Below are 15,406 nucleotides of genomic sequence, written 5' to 3' on the forward strand. Positions count from 1 at the left end.
GTTAGTGGTGTGGTCAGCAACGGCCTTAGGCCATCGAAAGGAAATACATGAGCGAAGCTGAAGAAGCCATCGTCGAACTCGTCGAGGCGGCTGGGAGGTTTACCGCGATGGCGCTTGGGCAGCAGCCCGACGAGCTGCTGCAGCAGGTACATGCCGCCACCGCGAGTGGGGCCCGCGTGAGGGTCGAGCTGGACCTGTTCGGGCTGGGCCAACGCCGCATCGCCCTGTTGCTCGTCAGCCCGCAGGGCGAGTGTCAGGAGATCACGCGCGTCGTGTCGCAGAGCCAGCCGTCGGTGCAGTGAGCGACGAGGCTTCGCCCGCACAGGGCACCGCCCGCAGTGCCACGTTCCTGCGCCGCAAGGCCGTGGCCTTTGAGCTGGGCATCACGCGGCACACGCTGGCTCGCATCATCGCCACGGACAAGCGCTTTCCGCCCTTCTTCGAGATTTCGCCTGGGATCGAAGTCATCGAGCGCAGTGACCTGGAGAAGTGGATCAGGCAGAAAAAGCTCACGGCGCGCGTGCTTCAGCAACGTTGACCCTGCACAAGCGAACTTCGCCCGCTTTACCGGCTGCGCTCGCGCTCTAGCGGCGAAACCATGGGCCTCCACCTTGAAAGGACCCCATGAGCAAGCTCTCCGAACTGCGCCTGCGGCGCGATGAACTCTCCAGCCAGGCCAACGCGCTGAACGGGAAGTACCCGAGCGACAAACGCATGCCGATCGCCGAAGCCGAGCAGCTCGACTCGCTTCTCGAAGCGATCGAGAAGGTCGACGCGGAGATCGTCGAGCATTCGAATCGCGCTCAGGCAGCGGTGGCTGGCTTCACCGGCAAGCGCGACAGCAGCGCGATGCGAACGCCCGAGGCGTTCCGAAAGCACTACCTGCGCGCCGGCGCGCCGACTCGCGCCGATCAGGACATGAGCCTGACCGACTTCGTCCGAGGCATCGCGGGCCTGCCGACAGTCGATTCCGTCAAGGCTGCGCTCACCGTCGGCACCGACACCGCCGGCGGGCACATGGTCCCGAGCATCCTTATGCCGCGCGTGCTCGAGGCCTTGGTGCCGGTGTCATCGGTCCTGACGGCTGGGGCTTCCATCGTGCCGATGGAAATGGGCGCGAAGTCCTACACCCTCGCCGCTCTCGACACGATCCCGACGGCCGCCTGGCGCGCCGAGAGCGGCAACGTGGCGCAATCCGACCCGACCTTCCGCGCTGTCGTTGCCGCGCCGAAGTCGCTGGCCTTCTACTTCAGGGTCAGCCGCGAGCTGCTGATGGATGCGAGCGAGATCGACGCGGTGCTGACGCTGGCAATCGCGCAGAGCTTCGCTCGCGAGCTGGACCGGGTGGCACTGCGTGGGTCGGGCACCTCGCCGGAGCCTCGCGGCATCCTTAACACGACGAACGTCGGCGCGGTGACCAACGGCACCAACGGGGCCGCGCTCACCGGCTACGCGAACTTCTTCAGCGCGATGCAGACGATCCTTCAGCAGGATGCGCAGGAGCCGACGGCCGCGATCATGAGCCCGCGCAGCCTGGTCAAGCTCGCGGGTCTGTTGGACTCGACGAATCAGCCGCTGCAGATTCCCCCGCGGTTGCAGACGATGAAGATGATCGCCACCTCGCAGGTGCCGAACAACCTGACGGTGGGCAGCTCGACCGACTGCAGCGAGATCTACATCGGCGACTTCACACGCCTGAAGTTTGCGATGCGCGAACAGCTCTCGCTGCAGAAGCTCGATCAAGCGTTCGCGACCACCGGTGAGATCGGCATGATCGGCCACATGCGAGCCGACGTGATGATCGAGTACCCGAAGGCTTTCGCTGTGGTGACCGGCGTTCGGCCATAGTTGTTGGACGCGCGTTGGTGCAGGCGCCTGCACCGACGCTTGCCGACTTGCAGAAGCGCCTCAGGGAGCTGGAGCACCGCCCGATCGCAGCACATTCACCATCGCAGCCAAGTCGCGGCTCTTGCCGAAGTCACGTGCGACGACAACCGCTTTCGGTTGGCTGCAAAGCTCGAGCCGGTTCAACGGTGGACGGAACGGTAGCGCGTCGATGCGTAGCCAGGCGAGCGTCCGACCGAGGTAGAAGCGAAGGCAATTGATCCCGCCTATCTGCTCGGGGACCGGATCAAGCATCGCGTCGGCAGCGCCGTCGTTGTCAGCAGACGTGCGCCACCTGCTCAGGCAGACGCCGAACTGGCTTGGCACGGGTATGGTTGGGTCGGTCGAAACCTCACCGGCCGACTGCTCCAAGGCACAGAGTGAGACCTTCGAGAAGAACGGTTGGCTTGAGACCGAGGCTCGCCAAGCTATGGCGACGACGAAGCGTGTAAGGCGCATCTGATCGACCTTCGATGACTCGTATGCGCGAACCAAGCCGCCTTCCTCGATCGGCGTGAAGTAGTAGTTGAACCGCTTCAGCAGTACTTCGACGCCATAGTCGTCCACCGCCTGAAACTTCGCCTCGCAGAGGACGCACAGGATCGTCGCGTCGTACACGCCGATCGGAGCTTTCCTGCTGAAGTGTCCCGGCGTGTTCGTGGCAAGCACCGGAGCTACGGCTCCGTCGCGCATCGTGACCCAAAACGCCTTTGGCACGATGTGGGCCTTGACCAAGCGACGGCTCATACCGCAGAGCTTGCACTGCATGAGCATCAATCGTAGTTGGCCAGCTCGAACGCTAAGGCAGGGCAAGTTCTTCTGATGCACGTTCGGCCGACCAATCCGGCGGTTTCGCACCTTACCGATCAGCATTCTTGCGAGTAGCATGGAGCCTAGCGGTGTCCGAAGATGGTCTCTTAATCCGTAGGTCGAGTGTTCGAGTCACTCAGGGCCCACCACAGCAAAGCGAAGGGGTTCGGCAGCGATGCCGAACCCCTTCGGCGTTTCTTGGCCACGACTTGCCGCCTTTGCCTCTCCCTTGCTTTCTAGAGCACCTGCTCGTCGTCTCGGCGGGTGATCGTCGGGCCGCCTGGGAGCGCCACTTGCTCGACGCGCCCAGATGCCTCGAGCCACCGATCCGATCCTTGCAAAGCTGCGCGGCGTCTTCGGCCTGAAAGCCCTGCGACACGGCCAGCGGCTCGTGATCGATCGTGTGCTCGCCGGTCAGCCGACGCTGGCGGTGATGCCGACGGGCGCAGGCAAGTCGCTGTGCTATCAGTTGCCTGCGCTGCTGCTCGAAGGCCGCACGCTGGTGGTCTCGCCGCTGATCGCGCTCATGAAGGACCAGTGCGACCGGCTGCAAAGCCTGGGCATCGATGCGGTGCAGCTGCACAGCGCGCTCGACGCTAACGCTGCGCAGGCGGCCGAAGTGGCGGTGGCCGAGGGCCGCGCGCGCATCGTCTTCCTGACGCCCGAGCGCCTGGCCGAACCGCGGATGCTCGCGCTGCTCGCCGGCCGGCCCAACGCGCTGCTGGTGGTCGACGAGGCGCATTGCATCTCACAGTGGGGACACGACTTCCGGCCGGCCTTCCTGGAGATCGGGCCGGCGCTGCTGCGGCTGGGCCGGCCGGCGGTGCTCGCGCTGACCGCGACCGCAACCGACCCGGTCGCCGCCGATATTTGCGAGCAACTCGGCATCGCGGCCGAGGGGCTCGTTCAAACCGGCACCTACCGGGCGAACCTGCACTACCGCGTCGAGGTGCTGGCGCAGGAAGCTGACAAGCACCCGCGGCTGCAGGCGCTGCTGGCGCAGGAGACCGGCGCGGGCATCGTCTACACCGCGACGGTGAAAGCGGCGCAGACGGTGCATGCGGCGCTGCGCGAGGCCGGCATCGATGCCGGGCTGTACCACGGGCGGCTCGCGGCGCCCCGGCGCAAGCAGGTGCAGGAGGACTTCATGCACGGACGCAGCCGGGTGATGGTCGCGACGAACGCCTTCGGCCTCGGCATCGACCGTGCGGACCTGCGCTTCGTGCTGCACTACCAGATGCCCTCCGGGCTCGATGCCTACTACCAGGAATCGGGCCGCGCCGGCCGCGACGGCGCCGCTGCGCGCTGCACGCTGCTGTTCCTGCGCGGCGACAAGGCGGTCCAGCAGTTCTTCCTTGCCAACCGCTATCCGGCGGCCGATGACATGAATGCGCTCTACGCCGAGCTCGGCAAGCCGGCGCCGGAAGGCGAGCGATGGACGATCGACGCCTTGCAACGCTCGCTCGATCGACCACGCGGCAAGCTGCAGGTGGGAGTCGGCCTGCTGCGTCGGCAGGGCGTGGTACGGCAGGATGCGCGCGGCGGCCTGCGCCTGCTGCGCGCCGGGCTCGACGCCGCGGCGCTGCGCGCGCTGGGCGCTTCGTACGCGGACAAGCGCGACGAGGATCGCGCGCTGCTCGAGCAGATGGTCTTCTATGCGCAAAGCGGCTGGTGCCGCTGGCGCGTGCTGCTCGATCATTTCGACGCCCGACCCGCCGGCTTCGACCGCTGTGGCCATTGCGACAACTGCCTGCATCTGGCCACGCACTTGAGCGAGGCGGCTCGGGAAGGGACGGCAAAGGACGCGGAACCGCCGGCGGCAGGGTCGGACACCGGCCTTTCATCGCTGAAGCCCGGTGACGCGGTGAAGGTGCGCCGCTATGGCCGCGGCGAAGTCCGCGCGATCAACGGCAGCTCGGTCGACGTGAGCTTCCCGAGCGGCCAGACGCGGTGCTTCCTCGCCGAGTGGGTGCAGCCGCTGCGCGCCGGGGCTGCACGCCGGCGCGGCGCGCTGGCCGCGTCTACTTCGTAAGGATCAGCTTGCCGAGCGAGGTGATGCGCAGGCGATAGACGCTGTCGCCATGCGCGATCTGCACCTCGTGCCGGTCGCCGAACAGCTGCTGGCTGAACCAGCGCCGCGGGTCTGGCGGGCTGGCGGCGCCGCCCGCGAGCGATCGCGGTGAAAGGGAGGCGGCCGCCTGACTGCGGCCAAGGAGCGTCGTGGTGTCGGATGCCATGGCGGCCAATCTAATGCGAACCGTTCGCATTTGCAAGCCCATGACGGTGGAGCGGTACCGCGTCGCGTGCACGGCCGCGCTGCGGCGGCCATCACTCGTGGTAATCGAAGGTCTGGAAGCCGGCGATCTTGACCAGGCTGTCGCGGCGCGCCGCGTGGTAGTCGCTCGTCACCATCTCCGCGACGAGTTCCGGCAGCGTCGTCGTCGGTTCCCAGCCGAGCTTGGCCTTCGCTTTGCTCGGGTCGCCGAGCAGCGTCTCGACCTCGGTCGGCCGGTAGTAGCGCGGATCGACCCGCACGATCACGTCGCCGGCTTTGACCTTCGAGCGGCGCAGGTTCGCGGTGTAGCTCGTCGTCATCGCCGCGGCCTGCAGCGCTTGCGGCAGGTCGTCCACCGCCTCGACGATGCCGACCTCGCGATCGCCCTGGCCTTCGAAGCGCAACCGGATGCCGAGGTTGGCCGCGCTGATCTCGACGAAGTCGCGCACGCTGAACTGCACGCCGGTGGCGATGACGAAGTCCTCGGGCTGCTGCTGCTGGAGCATCAGCCACTGCATCTCGACGTAGTCGCGCGCATGGCCCCAGTCGCGCAGCGCCGCGAGGTTGCCGAGGTAGACGCAGTCCTGCAGCCCGAGCGAGATGCGCGCGAGCGCGCGGGTGATCTTGCGCGTCACGAAGGTCTCGCCGCGCAGCGGGCTCTCGTGGTTGAACAGGATGCCGTTGCAGGCGTACATGCCGTAGGCCTCGCGGTAGTTCACCGTGATCCAGTAGGCGTACATCTTTGCGACCGCGTAAGGGCTGCGCGGGTAGAACGGCGTCGTCTCCTTCTGCGGCACTTCCTGCACCAGGCCGTAGAGCTCGGAGGTCGAGGCTTGATAGAAGCGCGTCTTCTTCTCGAGCCCGAGGATGCGAATCGCCTCGAGGATCCGCAGCGTGCCGATGCCGTCGGCATTCGCGGTGTACTCGGGCGTCTCGAAGCTCACCGCGACGTGGCTCATCGCCGCGAGGTTGTAGATCTCGTCCGGCTGCACCTGCTGGATGATGCGGATCAAGTTGGTACTGTCGGTCAGGTCGCCGTAGTGCAGCTTGAAGCGCGGCTGATCGACGTGCGGATCCTGGTAGAGGTGGTCGATCCGGTCGGTGTTGAACAGCGACGCTCGACGCTTGATGCCGTGGACCTCGTAGCCCTTCTTCAGCAGCAGCTCGCTCAGGTAGGCGCCGTCCTGGCCGGTGACGCCGGTGATCAGCGCGACTTTCTTCGGGGTGTTCATGCGTTGGGTTCGGGGCTTGCGTGGGAATGGGTTCAGGTGGCGCGGCGGCCGGACCCCGCCTCGCGATGCAGGAAATCGGCGTAGGCCAGCGCGATGCCGTCGCGCAGCGGGGTACGGGCCTTCCAGCCCAGGCCGGCGAGTCGCGACACGTCGAGCAGCTTGCGCGGCGTGCCGTCGGGCTTGCCTGCATCGAAGACGATGCGGCCGCGAAAGCCGATCACGTCCATCACGGTCTCGGCGAGTTCGCGGATGCTCAGGTCCTCGCCGGTGCCGATGTTGAGCAGCGGACCGTCGTAGCCGCTCGTCATCAGGTGCACGCAGGCGTCGGCGAGGTCGTCGACGTAGAGGAACTCGCGCCGCGGCGCGCCGCTGCCCCAGACGACCAGCTCGGCCGCGTCGCCGAGCTTCGCCTCGTGTGCCTTGCGGATCAGCGCCGGCAGCACGTGGCTGTTGGCGAGGTCGTAGTTGTCGTGGGGGCCGTACAGATTGGTCGGCATCACGCTGACGTACTGCCGGCCGTGCTGGCGGTTGTAGCTCTCTGCGAGCTTGATGCCGGCGATCTTCGCGATCGCATACGGCTCGTTGGTCGGCTCGAGCGGGCCGGTGAGAAGGTAGTCCTCGCGAATCGGCTGTGGGCAGTCGCGCGGGTAGATGCAGCTGGAGCCAAGGAACATCATCCGCTGCACGCCGCTTGCGTGGGCGGCGTGCATCACGTTGGCCTCGATCATGAGGTTCTGGTGCAGGAAGTCGGCGCGGTAGAGGTTGTTCGCCTGGATGCCGCCGACCTTCGCCGCGGCGAGGAAGACGTAATCGGGCCGCTCGCGGCGCATCCACTGCATCACCGCGGCGCCGTCGAGCAGATCGAGCTCGCGGCGATCGGCCTTCAACACGTCGAGGCCCGATACCGCTTCGAGACGACGCACGAGCGCCGATCCGACCATGCCGCGGTGGCCGGCGACGAAGATCCTCGATGGGCTGGAAAGCATGGGTTGCAAGGGCAAGAAGGGGAGTCGAATGCGGCGGCCCGGGATTGTCGCGGCATTCCTCGCGGCTGCCGACGGTTCAGATTGGGGGCAGCGGCCCTCGCAGACGCGCAGCGCGCGGCGGGAAAACCCTTCGGGGGCCTCCAGAGCCCGTTTCTAGAATTCGGGCTTTCGACGGAGACCGTTGCATGACCCAAGCCAGAGCTCGCGCGACACGCAAGACGGGCGCGGCCGGCGAGGCCGACGACAGCGAGGCGAGTACCAAGGAGCGCGTGCTCAAGAAGTACCCGAACCGCCGCCTCTACGACACCCACAGCAGCGGCTACATCACGCTGGCCGACGTGCGGCAGATGGTGCTCGACAACGAACGCTTCGTCGTGCGCGACGCCAAGACCGGCGAGGACCTCACCCGCAGCATCTTGCTGCAGATCATTCTCGAAGCGGAGGCCGACGGCGCGCCGATGTTCACCACGCCGGTGCTCGCGAACATCATCCGCTTCTACGGCCACACGATGCAGGGCCTGATGGGCTCCTACCTCGAGAAGAACATCCAAGTCTTCACCGACATGCAGGCGCGCTTCGCCGAGCAGTCGGGACTCAGCGCAGGCCAGCCGTTCAGTCCCGAGCTGTGGGCGCAGTTCATGAGCGGGCAGGCGCCCATCATGCAAGGGCTGATGAGCAACTACCTCGATCAGTCGAAGCAGCTCTTCGCGCAGATGCAGGAGCAGATGCACAAGCAGGCCGGCTCGCTCGAGGCGCTGTTCCCGGCAGGCTTCGGGCTCGGCGCGAAGCGCCCCTGAGCGCTAACCGGCGCGGCTCGGCGAAAATCCGTCGATGCCGCAAGACACCGCAGTCGCTTCCTCCGCCCCGCCGCGCATCGGCTTCGTCTCGCTCGGCTGCCCGAAGGCACTGACCGATTCCGAGCTGATCCTGACCCGGCTGCGCGCCGAGGGCTACGAGACATCCAAGAGCTACGCCGGCGCCGACCTGGTGATCGTCAACACCTGCGGCTTCATCGACGACGCGGTCAGGGAAAGCCTCGACACGATCGGCGAAGCGCTGGCCGAGAACGGCCGCGTGATCGTCACCGGCTGCCTCGGCGCGAAGTCGGGGGAGGGCGGGGCCAAGCTCGTCGCCCAGGTGCATCCGAGCGTGCTCGCGGTCACGGGCCCGCACGCGACCGACGAGGTGATGGACGCGGTGCACGCGCACGCACCGAAGCCGCACGACCCGTTCGTCGATCTGGTGCCCGCGGCCGGTGTCAAGCTCACCCCCAAGCACTACGCCTACCTGAAGATCAGCGAGGGCTGCAACCACCGCTGCAGCTTCTGCATCATCCCAAGCATGCGCGGCGATCTGGTCTCGCGGCCGATCGGCGATGTGCTCAACGAGGCGCGTGCGCTGTTCGAGTCGGGCGTCAAGGAGCTGCTGGTCATCAGCCAGGACACCTCGGCCTACGGCGTCGACGTGAAGTACCGCACCGGCTTCTGGGACGGCAGGCCGGTCAGGACGCGCATGGCCGATCTGGTCGAAAAGCTCGGCGAGCTGGCCGAGCCGCACGGCGCGTGGGTGCGGCTGCACTACGTCTATCCCTACCCACACGTCGACGAGATCCTGCCGCTGATGGCCGCCGGCCGCGTGCTGCCCTACCTCGACGTGCCGTTCCAGCACAGCCACCCCGACGTGCTCCGGCGCATGAAACGGCCGGCCAGCGGCGAAAAGAACCTGGAGCGGCTCGCGCGCTGGCGCGATGCTTGCCCTCCGCTCGCGGTGCGCTCCACCTTCATCGCGGGCTTCCCGGGCGAGACCGACGCCGAGTTCGAGCACCTGCTCGACTTCATGCGCGAGGCACGCATCGACCGCGCCGGCTGCTTCGCGTATTCGCCGGTCGAGGGCGCCAGCGCGAACGAGCTGCCCGGCGCATTGCCGCAGGCGCTGCGCGAGGAGCGCCGCGCGCGTTTCATGGCGGTGGCCGAGCAGGTCTCGGCGGCCAAGCTCGAAGAGCGCGTCGGCTGCGAAATGCAGGTGCTGATCGACCACGCTCCGGCGCTCGGCCGACAGGGCGGCCGAGGACGCAGCTACGCGGATGCGCCCGAGATCGACGGCCTCGTGCATCTGCTGCCGCCGCAGAAGGCCAGCCGCACGCTGAAGGTCGGCGACTTCGTGCGCGCGCGCGTCGTCGCGACGCGCGGGCACGACCTGCTCGGACAGCCGCTGTGAGCGATGGCACGCACGTCGACCGGCCGACCACCGGCCTGATCCATCACGGCTACACCGCGCCGGCCGGCTTCGACGCGGTGCCGCTCGGCATCCACAAGGCCTCGACGGTGCTGTTCAAGGACGTCGCCTCGCTGCGCGCGCGCGACTGGAAGCACAAGACTGGCTACACCTACGGACTGCACGGCACGCCGACCACTTTCACGCTCGAGGAGCGGATCGCCACCCTCGAAGGCGGCCTGCAGTGCCTGCTGGCGCCGAGCGGTCTGGCGGCGATCGCGATGGTCGATCTCGCCTTGCTGCGCGCCGGCGACGAGGTGCTGCTGCCGAACAACGTCTACGGGCCAAGCCGCGAACTGGCGCGCTCGATGCTGGCCGACCTCGGCGTCGCGCACCGGGTGTACGACCCGATGGCGCCGCAAAGCCTCGCCGATGCCATCGGCCCGGCGACGCGGCTGGTGTGGATCGAAGCGCCCGGCTCGGTGACGATGGAGTTCCCGGACCTGCGTGCGCTCACCGCGATCTGCCGCGAACGCCGCGTGCGCAGCGCGCTCGACAACACCTGGGGCGCCGGCCTTGCCTTCGACGCCTTCGCCTGTGGCGCCGATGTCTCGATGCAGGCGCTGACCAAGTTCCCGTCGGGCGGCGCCGACGTGCTGATGGGCTCGGTGGTGACGCGCGACGACGCGCTGCACCAGCAGATCAAACTGGCGCACATGCGGCTCGGCCTGGGCGTCGGTGCGAACGATGCCGAGTTCGTGCTGCGCTCGCTGCCCACGCTCGCCCTGCGCTATGCGGCGCAGGACCGCGCAGCGCGCGAGCTGGCGGCGTGGTGGCAGCGGCGCACGGAAGTCGCGCAGGTGCTGCATCCCGCGATGGCGGAGTCGCCGGGGCACGCGCATTGGGCGAGCCACTGCTCGGCGGCGGCCGGCTTGTTCTCGGTGGTCTTCGATGCGCGCTTCGAGGCCAAGCGGGTCGACGCCTTCGTCGATGCGCTGCGGCTGTTCGGCATCGGCTATTCGTGGGCCGGGCCGATGAGCCTAGTCGTGCCCTACGACCTTGGGGCGCTGCGCGACAGGGCGGGGCAGGGCACGCTGGTGCGCTTCTCGCTCGGCTTCGAGGCGGTCGGCGACTTGATCGCCGATTGCGAGCAGGCGCTGCAGAGCCTGGGAGCCTAGGCGTCCGAGCGCTTCGGGCGGCCAGGCGCGGTGCGCATCGGTCGGCCCTGCCGCCTACGGCGAAAGGCCCCCCCCGGGCACGCCGTCAACCCTTCGGGTTCGATGAGACCTTGGTTCTCATCAAGCGTCCCTTTTCTCTCTCCCAGTCGCGCTTCTTTTCGTCTTGCCGCTTGTCGTGCGTCGCCTTGCCCTTCGCGAGCGCGATGTCGGCCTTCACGCGGCCGCCCTTGTAGTGCAGGTTCAGCGGCACCAGCGTGTAGCCCTTCTGCTCGATCTTGCCGATCAGGCGCCGGATCTCGTCGCCCTTCATCAGCAGCTTGCGCGTGCGGTCGGCCTGCGGGTGCACGTGCGTCGAGGCTTCGCGAAGCGGGTTCACGCGCAGGCCGATCAGGAACAGCTCGCCTTGTTTGATGACGACGTAGCCGTCGGTCAGCTGCACCTGCCCGGCGCGGATCGCCTTGACCTCCCAGCCTTCGAGGACGATGCCGGCCTCGTACTGCTCCTCGATCGTGTAGTTGAAGCGCGCCTTCTTGTTGTCGGCGATGGACATGAGGGCTCTCAATAAAATCCGGCCGTCATTCTAGGAAGCGATGAAGCACGTCAAGAAAAGCGTGCTGCTGTGGTACTCGGCGAGCGAGATGCAGCAGCTGGTCACCGCGGTGCCCGACTACCCCAAGTTCCTGCCCTGGTGCGAGCGCGCCGAGGTGCTGGAGCGGCACCCCGACGGCATGACCGCGCGGCTGCACCTCAATTACCTCGGCGTGCGCCACGCCTTCACCACCCGCAACCGCCACGAAGGGGAGCAGGCGGTGGTGGTCACCTTGGTCGATGGCCCGTTCTCGCAGCTCGACGGCCTTTGGCGTTTCACGCCGCTGGCTTCGCCCGGCGCGCCGCAGCAGCCGGCCACCGCCTGCCGCGTCGACTTCGACCTGCGCTACACCTTCAGCGGGCGCACGCTCGAAGCGATCGTGAGTCCCGTGTTCGACCGCATCGCCGACACGCTCGTCGATGCCTTCGTCAAGCGCGCCGAGCAGGTCCACGGACCGCGATGAAGGTGGAGGTCGTCTACGCCGCGGCGGCGCGGACGATCGATCTGTGCGTGCTCGAGATGCCGCCGGGCTCGAGCGTCGAGCAGGCGATCGCCGCGAGCGGGCTCGTCGATCGCCATCCCGAGCTGCGCAGCGGGCCGATGAGCTGCGGCATCTGGGGCCGAGGCTGCCGCGCCGATCGCAAACTTGTCGATGGCGACCGTGTCGAGCTGTACCGGCCGCTCGCGATCGACCCCAAGGAAGCGCGCCGCGCACGCGGGCGCGACGAGAAGCAGGCCTTGGCCGACGCGCGCGCCGCTACGAAGAAGCGCCGCGGCTAGCGGCAGTTCGACTGCATCGCCTGGCGCGTCTGCTCGGTCTCGCGCGCGCGTGCCGCGTCGTCGAGGTACTCGCGTTCGCCGTTCGCCTGGGTGCGGGCGATGCGCACGCCGCTCTCGAGCGTGCGCATGTAGGCCTGGGCGCGTTCGCAGTTCTGCGCCTTCGTCTGGGCCTGCTGGGCTTCGAGCGCCTTCTGCTTGGCTTGCTCCTGCTGCTCGGCCTGCTTGCGCTTGGCTTCCAACGCCGGATCGACGCTGCTGGCCGCCTTCGCCGGCGCCGAGGCGGAGGCCGCTGCCGGCGTGTCGACCACGCGTGGGGCGGGCTGCGAGATCGGGCTTTGCAGCACGTCCTTTGCCGGCACGCTGGCCGGCGGCGGCAGGTCGCTGTACTGCACGCGACCCTGCGCATCACGCCATTTCCACTGCGCCGCGGCGCCGAGGCTCGAGGCGGCGAGCGCGATCGCGACAAGGCCGCGCAAACCATGAATGAGCAGGCTTTTCATGGCCGGCGAGTATGCGGCAGGGGGTGGCGCGCAGCCGTGCCGCGCCGACGCGCCGGCCACACCGGCGCGCGCATCGGCGTGCATGCGTCACGCAAGCCGGCCGGCGAGAAGCGGCTGCATACAATCGCGCTTTGCGACTGGAGCAAAGCCTCATGCGCCTACTCGGCAAAGCACTCACCTTCGACGATGTGCTGCTGGTGCCAGCCTTCTCCCAGGTCCTGCCGCGCGACACCTCGCTCGCCACCCGCCTCTCGCGCAACATCCAGCTCAACCTGCCGCTCGTGTCCGCCGCGATGGACACCGTGACCGAGGCCCGCCTCGCGATCGCGCTGGCGCAGGAGGGCGGCATGGGCATCGTCCACAAGAACCTCTCGCCCAAGCAGCAGGCGGCCGAGGTGGCACGGGTCAAGCGCTACGAATCGGGCCTGCTGCGCGACCCGATCACCATTTCCTCGGGCGTGCGGGTGCGCGACGTGATCGAGCTCTCGCGGCAGCACGGCATCTCGGGCTTTCCGGTCGTCGACGACGGGCGCGTCGTCGGCATCGTCACCGGCCGCGACCTGCGTTTCGAGACGCGGCTCGACGCGCCGGTGCGCGACATCATGACGCCGCGCGAACGGCTCGTCAGCGTCAACGAAGGTGCGACGCTCGAGCAGGCGAAGGCCCTGATGCACCAGCACAAGCTGGAGCGCGTGGTCGTCGTCAACGCGAAGAACGAACTGCGCGGGCTGTTCACGGTGAAGGACATCACCAAGCAGACCAACTTCCCGAACGCCGCGCGCGATGCGCAGGGCAAGCTGCGCGTCGGCGCCGCGGTCGGCGTGGGCGAGGGCACGGAAGAGCGCGTCGAGTTGCTCGCGAACGCCGGCGTCGACGCGATCGTGGTGGACACCGCCCACGGCCACAGTGCCGGCGTGATCGAGCGCGTGCGCTGGGTCAAGCGCCAGTACCCGCACGTCGACGTGATCGGCGGGAACATCGCGACCGGCGAAGCCGCGCTGGCGCTGGTCGAGGCCGGCGCCGACGGCGTGAAGGTCGGTATCGGCCCCGGCTCGATCTGCACGACGCGCGTGGTTGCGGGGGTCGGCGTGCCGCAAGTCACCGCGATCGACAACGTGGCCACCGCCCTGAAAGGCAGCGGCGTGCCGCTGATCGCCGACGGTGGCGTGCGCTACTCGGGCGACATCGCCAAGGCCCTGGCCGCCGGTGCGCACGCGGTAATGATGGGCGGCATGTTCGCCGGCACCGAGGAGGCGCCCGGCGAGATCGTCCTGTTCCAGGGGCGCAGCTACAAGAGCTACCGCGGCATGGGCTCGATCGGCGCGATGCAGCAGGGCAGCGCCGACCGCTACTTCCAGGAAAACACCGGCGCGAATCCGAACGCCGACAAGCTGGTGCCCGAAGGCATCGAGGGTCGTGTGCCCTACAAGGGCTCCGTGGTCGCGATCCTGTTCCAGATGGCCGGCGGACTGCGCGCTTCGCTCGGCTACTGCGGGTGTTCGACCGTCGAGCAAATGCGCGAGCGGGCCGAGTTCGTCGAAATCACGTCGGCCGGCATCCGCGAGAGCCACGTGCACGACGTGCAGATCACGAAGGAAGCGCCGAACTACCGGGCGGAGTGACGCCGCCTTCGCGGACGAACCGCCCGGCTGTTCGCGGGCGGTTCGTCTTTTTCGAAAGACCTTCTTGAGCGCTCCGCTGCCTGCCCCGCCCGCCGCTGCCGCCACGCCTGGCCGCCGCGCCGCCGCGATGCCCTTCATCATGATCACGGTGCTGATCGACATGCTCGCGATCGGCCTGATCGTGCCGGTGCTGCCGCCGCTGGTCGGCAGCTTCACCGGCAGCCAGGCCGATCAGGCCTACTGGTACGGCGTCGTCGCCTTCGCCTTCGGGCTGGCGAACTTCTTCGGCTCGCCGGTCCTGGGCGCGCTGTCCGATCGCTACGGCCGCCGGCCGGTGCTGCTGCTCGGCTTCTGCGGGCTCGCGCTGAACTTCTTCGCGACCGCGATGGCGACCGCACTGTGGATGCTGATCGCGGTCCGGCTGGTCGGCGGTGCGATGCAGGCCAACGCGGCGGTCGCCAACGCCTACGTCGCCGACATCACGCCGCCCGAACAGCGCGCGAAGCGCTTCGGCCAGATCGGCGCGATGTTCGGCCTCGGCTTCATCGCCGGGCCGGTGATGGGCGGGCTGCTCGGCGACATCGACCTGCACCTGCCCTTCTACGTGGCCGGCACGCTCGCGTTGCTGAACCTCGCCTACGGCTGGTTCGTGCTGCCCGAGTCGCTGCCGCGGGAACGCCGCCGCGCCTTTCACTGGCGCGCCGCGAATCCGATCACCTCGCTGACGGCGCTGACGCAACTGAAGGGCGTCGGTCTGCTGGTCGTCGTGCTCGCCTGCGTCGGCCTTGCTCAGTTCACGATGTACACGAGCTGGGTGCTCTACACGAGCTTCAAGTTCGGCTGGGGGCCGGCGGACAACGGCTGGTCCTTGTTCGCGGTGGGCGTGATGTCCGCGCTGGTGCAGGGTGTGCTGCTGTCGCGGCTGCTGAAGCGCTTCAGCGCGCAGCGGCTCGCGGTGATCGGCCTCGCGTCGTCCGCGCTCGCCTACCTGGCCTGGGGTGCGATCACCGAGGGCTGGATGATGTACGTCGTGATCGGCCTCAACGTGCTGGGCTTCACTGTGCAGGCCTCCCTGCAAAGCATCATCTCCGGCGCGGCCGATGCGACGAACCAGGGGCAGACGCTCGGTGCCGTCGGCGCGCTCAACAGCTTGATGGCGGTGGTCGCGCCGGTCCTCGGCGCGGCGCTGCTCGGCGTGGTCTCGCACTACCCGCGCGGCGACTGGCGCATCGGCGCGCCGTTCTTCTTCTGCGCGGTGCTGCAAGGCGCGGCGATGCTGCTCGCGTGGTGGCATTTCCGGCGCGAGCGGCGCGCCTCGCTTTCTCCGGCCGGTTGA

The 15,406-nt window shown here is 68.1% G+C and carries 17 protein-coding genes and 1 tRNA gene; 12 read left to right on the forward strand and 6 right to left on the reverse strand.

What is annotated here, in order from left to right:
• Nucleotides 1–47 precede the first annotated feature (47 nt).
• From VFR90_RS11305 to VFR90_RS11315, 3 genes are all read left to right on the forward strand, one after another.
• Nucleotides 48–302 (forward strand): hypothetical protein, encoded by a 255-nt coding sequence (locus tag VFR90_RS11305; RefSeq protein WP_326406237.1) that lies wholly within the window; start codon nucleotides 48–50, stop codon nucleotides 300–302.
• A complete protein-coding gene (locus VFR90_RS11310; RefSeq protein ID WP_326406238.1) occupies nucleotides 299–538 on the forward strand; it encodes a helix-turn-helix transcriptional regulator in 240 nt (79 codons plus the stop codon). The genes VFR90_RS11305 and VFR90_RS11310 overlap by 4 nt, the downstream gene beginning before the upstream one ends.
• A gap of 86 nt (nucleotides 539–624) precedes the next feature.
• Complete coding sequence (locus VFR90_RS11315; protein WP_326406239.1) at nucleotides 625–1,848, forward strand: phage major capsid protein; 1,224 nt, start codon at nucleotides 625–627, stop codon at nucleotides 1,846–1,848.
• A gap of 60 nt (nucleotides 1,849–1,908) precedes the next feature.
• Here VFR90_RS11315 and VFR90_RS11320 read toward each other — a convergent pair whose 3' ends face one another.
• Nucleotides 1,909–2,652 (reverse strand): hypothetical protein, encoded by a 744-nt coding sequence (locus VFR90_RS11320; protein WP_326406240.1) that lies wholly within the window; start codon nucleotides 2,650–2,652, stop codon nucleotides 1,909–1,911.
• A gap of 120 nt (nucleotides 2,653–2,772) precedes the next feature.
• On the opposite strand from VFR90_RS11320, the gene VFR90_RS11325 reads away from it, so the two are divergent.
• Nucleotides 2,773–2,843: transfer RNA gene (locus tag VFR90_RS11325), tRNA-OTHER, on the forward strand.
• Between the two features lie 161 nt (nucleotides 2,844–3,004).
• Nucleotides 3,005–4,726, forward strand: coding sequence for a RecQ family ATP-dependent DNA helicase (locus tag VFR90_RS11330; protein WP_326406241.1), 1,722 nt, complete (start codon nucleotides 3,005–3,007; stop codon nucleotides 4,724–4,726).
• On the opposite strand, the gene hemP is transcribed toward VFR90_RS11330, so the two are convergent.
• Genes hemP through VFR90_RS11345 form a run of 3 tightly spaced genes read right to left on the reverse strand, consistent with a single transcriptional unit; the run spans nucleotide 4,716 to nucleotide 7,187 of the window.
• The gene (gene hemP, locus VFR90_RS11335; protein ID WP_326406242.1) at nucleotides 4,716–4,973 is read right to left on the reverse strand and encodes a hemin uptake protein HemP; all 258 of its coding nucleotides are present in this window, start codon (nucleotides 4,971–4,973) and stop codon (nucleotides 4,716–4,718) included. The two genes, VFR90_RS11330 and hemP, sit on opposite strands and share 11 nt — an antisense overlap.
• Before the next feature lie 49 nt (nucleotides 4,974–5,022).
• Nucleotides 5,023–6,201, reverse strand: a complete 1,179-nt coding sequence (gene gmd, locus VFR90_RS11340; protein ID WP_326406243.1) for a GDP-mannose 4,6-dehydratase — start codon at nucleotides 6,199–6,201, stop codon at nucleotides 5,023–5,025.
• A gap of 32 nt (nucleotides 6,202–6,233) precedes the next feature.
• Nucleotides 6,234–7,187: a GDP-L-fucose synthase family protein gene (locus tag VFR90_RS11345; protein WP_326406244.1), complete on the reverse strand. Its 954-nt coding sequence runs from the start codon at nucleotides 7,185–7,187 to the stop codon at nucleotides 6,234–6,236.
• A 185-nt stretch (nucleotides 7,188–7,372) separates the two neighbouring features.
• Between VFR90_RS11345 and phaR the strand changes: the two genes are divergently transcribed.
• Genes phaR through VFR90_RS11360 form a run of 3 tightly spaced genes read left to right on the forward strand, consistent with a single transcriptional unit; the run spans nucleotide 7,373 to nucleotide 10,579 of the window.
• Entirely contained in the window at nucleotides 7,373–7,984 is a 612-nt protein-coding gene (gene phaR, locus VFR90_RS11350; RefSeq protein ID WP_326406245.1) for a polyhydroxyalkanoate synthesis repressor PhaR, read from the forward strand.
• Nucleotides 7,985–8,018: 34 nt separating this feature from the next.
• Nucleotides 8,019–9,404, forward strand: a complete 1,386-nt coding sequence (rimO, locus tag VFR90_RS11355; RefSeq protein WP_326406246.1) for a 30S ribosomal protein S12 methylthiotransferase RimO — start codon at nucleotides 8,019–8,021, stop codon at nucleotides 9,402–9,404.
• A complete protein-coding gene (locus VFR90_RS11360; RefSeq protein ID WP_326406247.1) occupies nucleotides 9,401–10,579 on the forward strand; it encodes a PLP-dependent transferase in 1,179 nt (392 codons plus the stop codon). The genes rimO and VFR90_RS11360 overlap by 4 nt, the downstream gene beginning before the upstream one ends.
• Before the next feature lie 85 nt (nucleotides 10,580–10,664).
• Here the strand turns inward: VFR90_RS11360 and smpB are convergent, their stop codons facing one another.
• Nucleotides 10,665–11,129, reverse strand: a complete 465-nt coding sequence (gene smpB, locus VFR90_RS11365; protein WP_326406248.1) for an SsrA-binding protein SmpB — start codon at nucleotides 11,127–11,129, stop codon at nucleotides 10,665–10,667.
• 40 nt (nucleotides 11,130–11,169) lie between these two features.
• Here smpB and VFR90_RS11370 point away from each other — a divergent pair, with 40 nt between their 5' ends.
• Nucleotides 11,170–11,631 (forward strand): type II toxin-antitoxin system RatA family toxin, encoded by a 462-nt coding sequence (locus VFR90_RS11370; RefSeq protein ID WP_326406249.1) that lies wholly within the window; start codon nucleotides 11,170–11,172, stop codon nucleotides 11,629–11,631.
• On the forward strand, nucleotides 11,628–11,948 hold the full coding sequence (locus VFR90_RS11375) for an RnfH family protein (protein WP_326406250.1): 321 nt from the start codon (nucleotides 11,628–11,630) through the stop codon (nucleotides 11,946–11,948). The genes VFR90_RS11370 and VFR90_RS11375 overlap by 4 nt, the downstream gene beginning before the upstream one ends.
• On the opposite strand, the gene VFR90_RS11380 is transcribed toward VFR90_RS11375, so the two are convergent.
• Nucleotides 11,945–12,448: a DUF4124 domain-containing protein gene (locus VFR90_RS11380; RefSeq protein WP_326406251.1), complete on the reverse strand. Its 504-nt coding sequence runs from the start codon at nucleotides 12,446–12,448 to the stop codon at nucleotides 11,945–11,947. The two genes, VFR90_RS11375 and VFR90_RS11380, sit on opposite strands and share 4 nt — an antisense overlap.
• 152 nt (nucleotides 12,449–12,600) lie before the next feature.
• Between VFR90_RS11380 and guaB the strand changes: the two genes are divergently transcribed.
• Nucleotides 12,601–14,070 carry an IMP dehydrogenase gene (gene guaB, locus VFR90_RS11385; protein ID WP_326406252.1) on the forward strand — a complete coding sequence of 490 codons (1,470 nt, stop codon included), beginning with the start codon at nucleotides 12,601–12,603 and terminating at the stop codon, nucleotides 14,068–14,070.
• A 64-nt stretch (nucleotides 14,071–14,134) separates the two neighbouring features.
• Nucleotides 14,135–15,406, forward strand: coding sequence for an MFS transporter (locus tag VFR90_RS11390; protein WP_326406253.1), 1,272 nt, complete (start codon nucleotides 14,135–14,137; stop codon nucleotides 15,404–15,406).

The organism is Methylibium sp. (genome assembly GCF_035762065.1).
Classification (GTDB): domain Bacteria; phylum Pseudomonadota; class Gammaproteobacteria; order Burkholderiales; family Burkholderiaceae_C; genus Methylibium.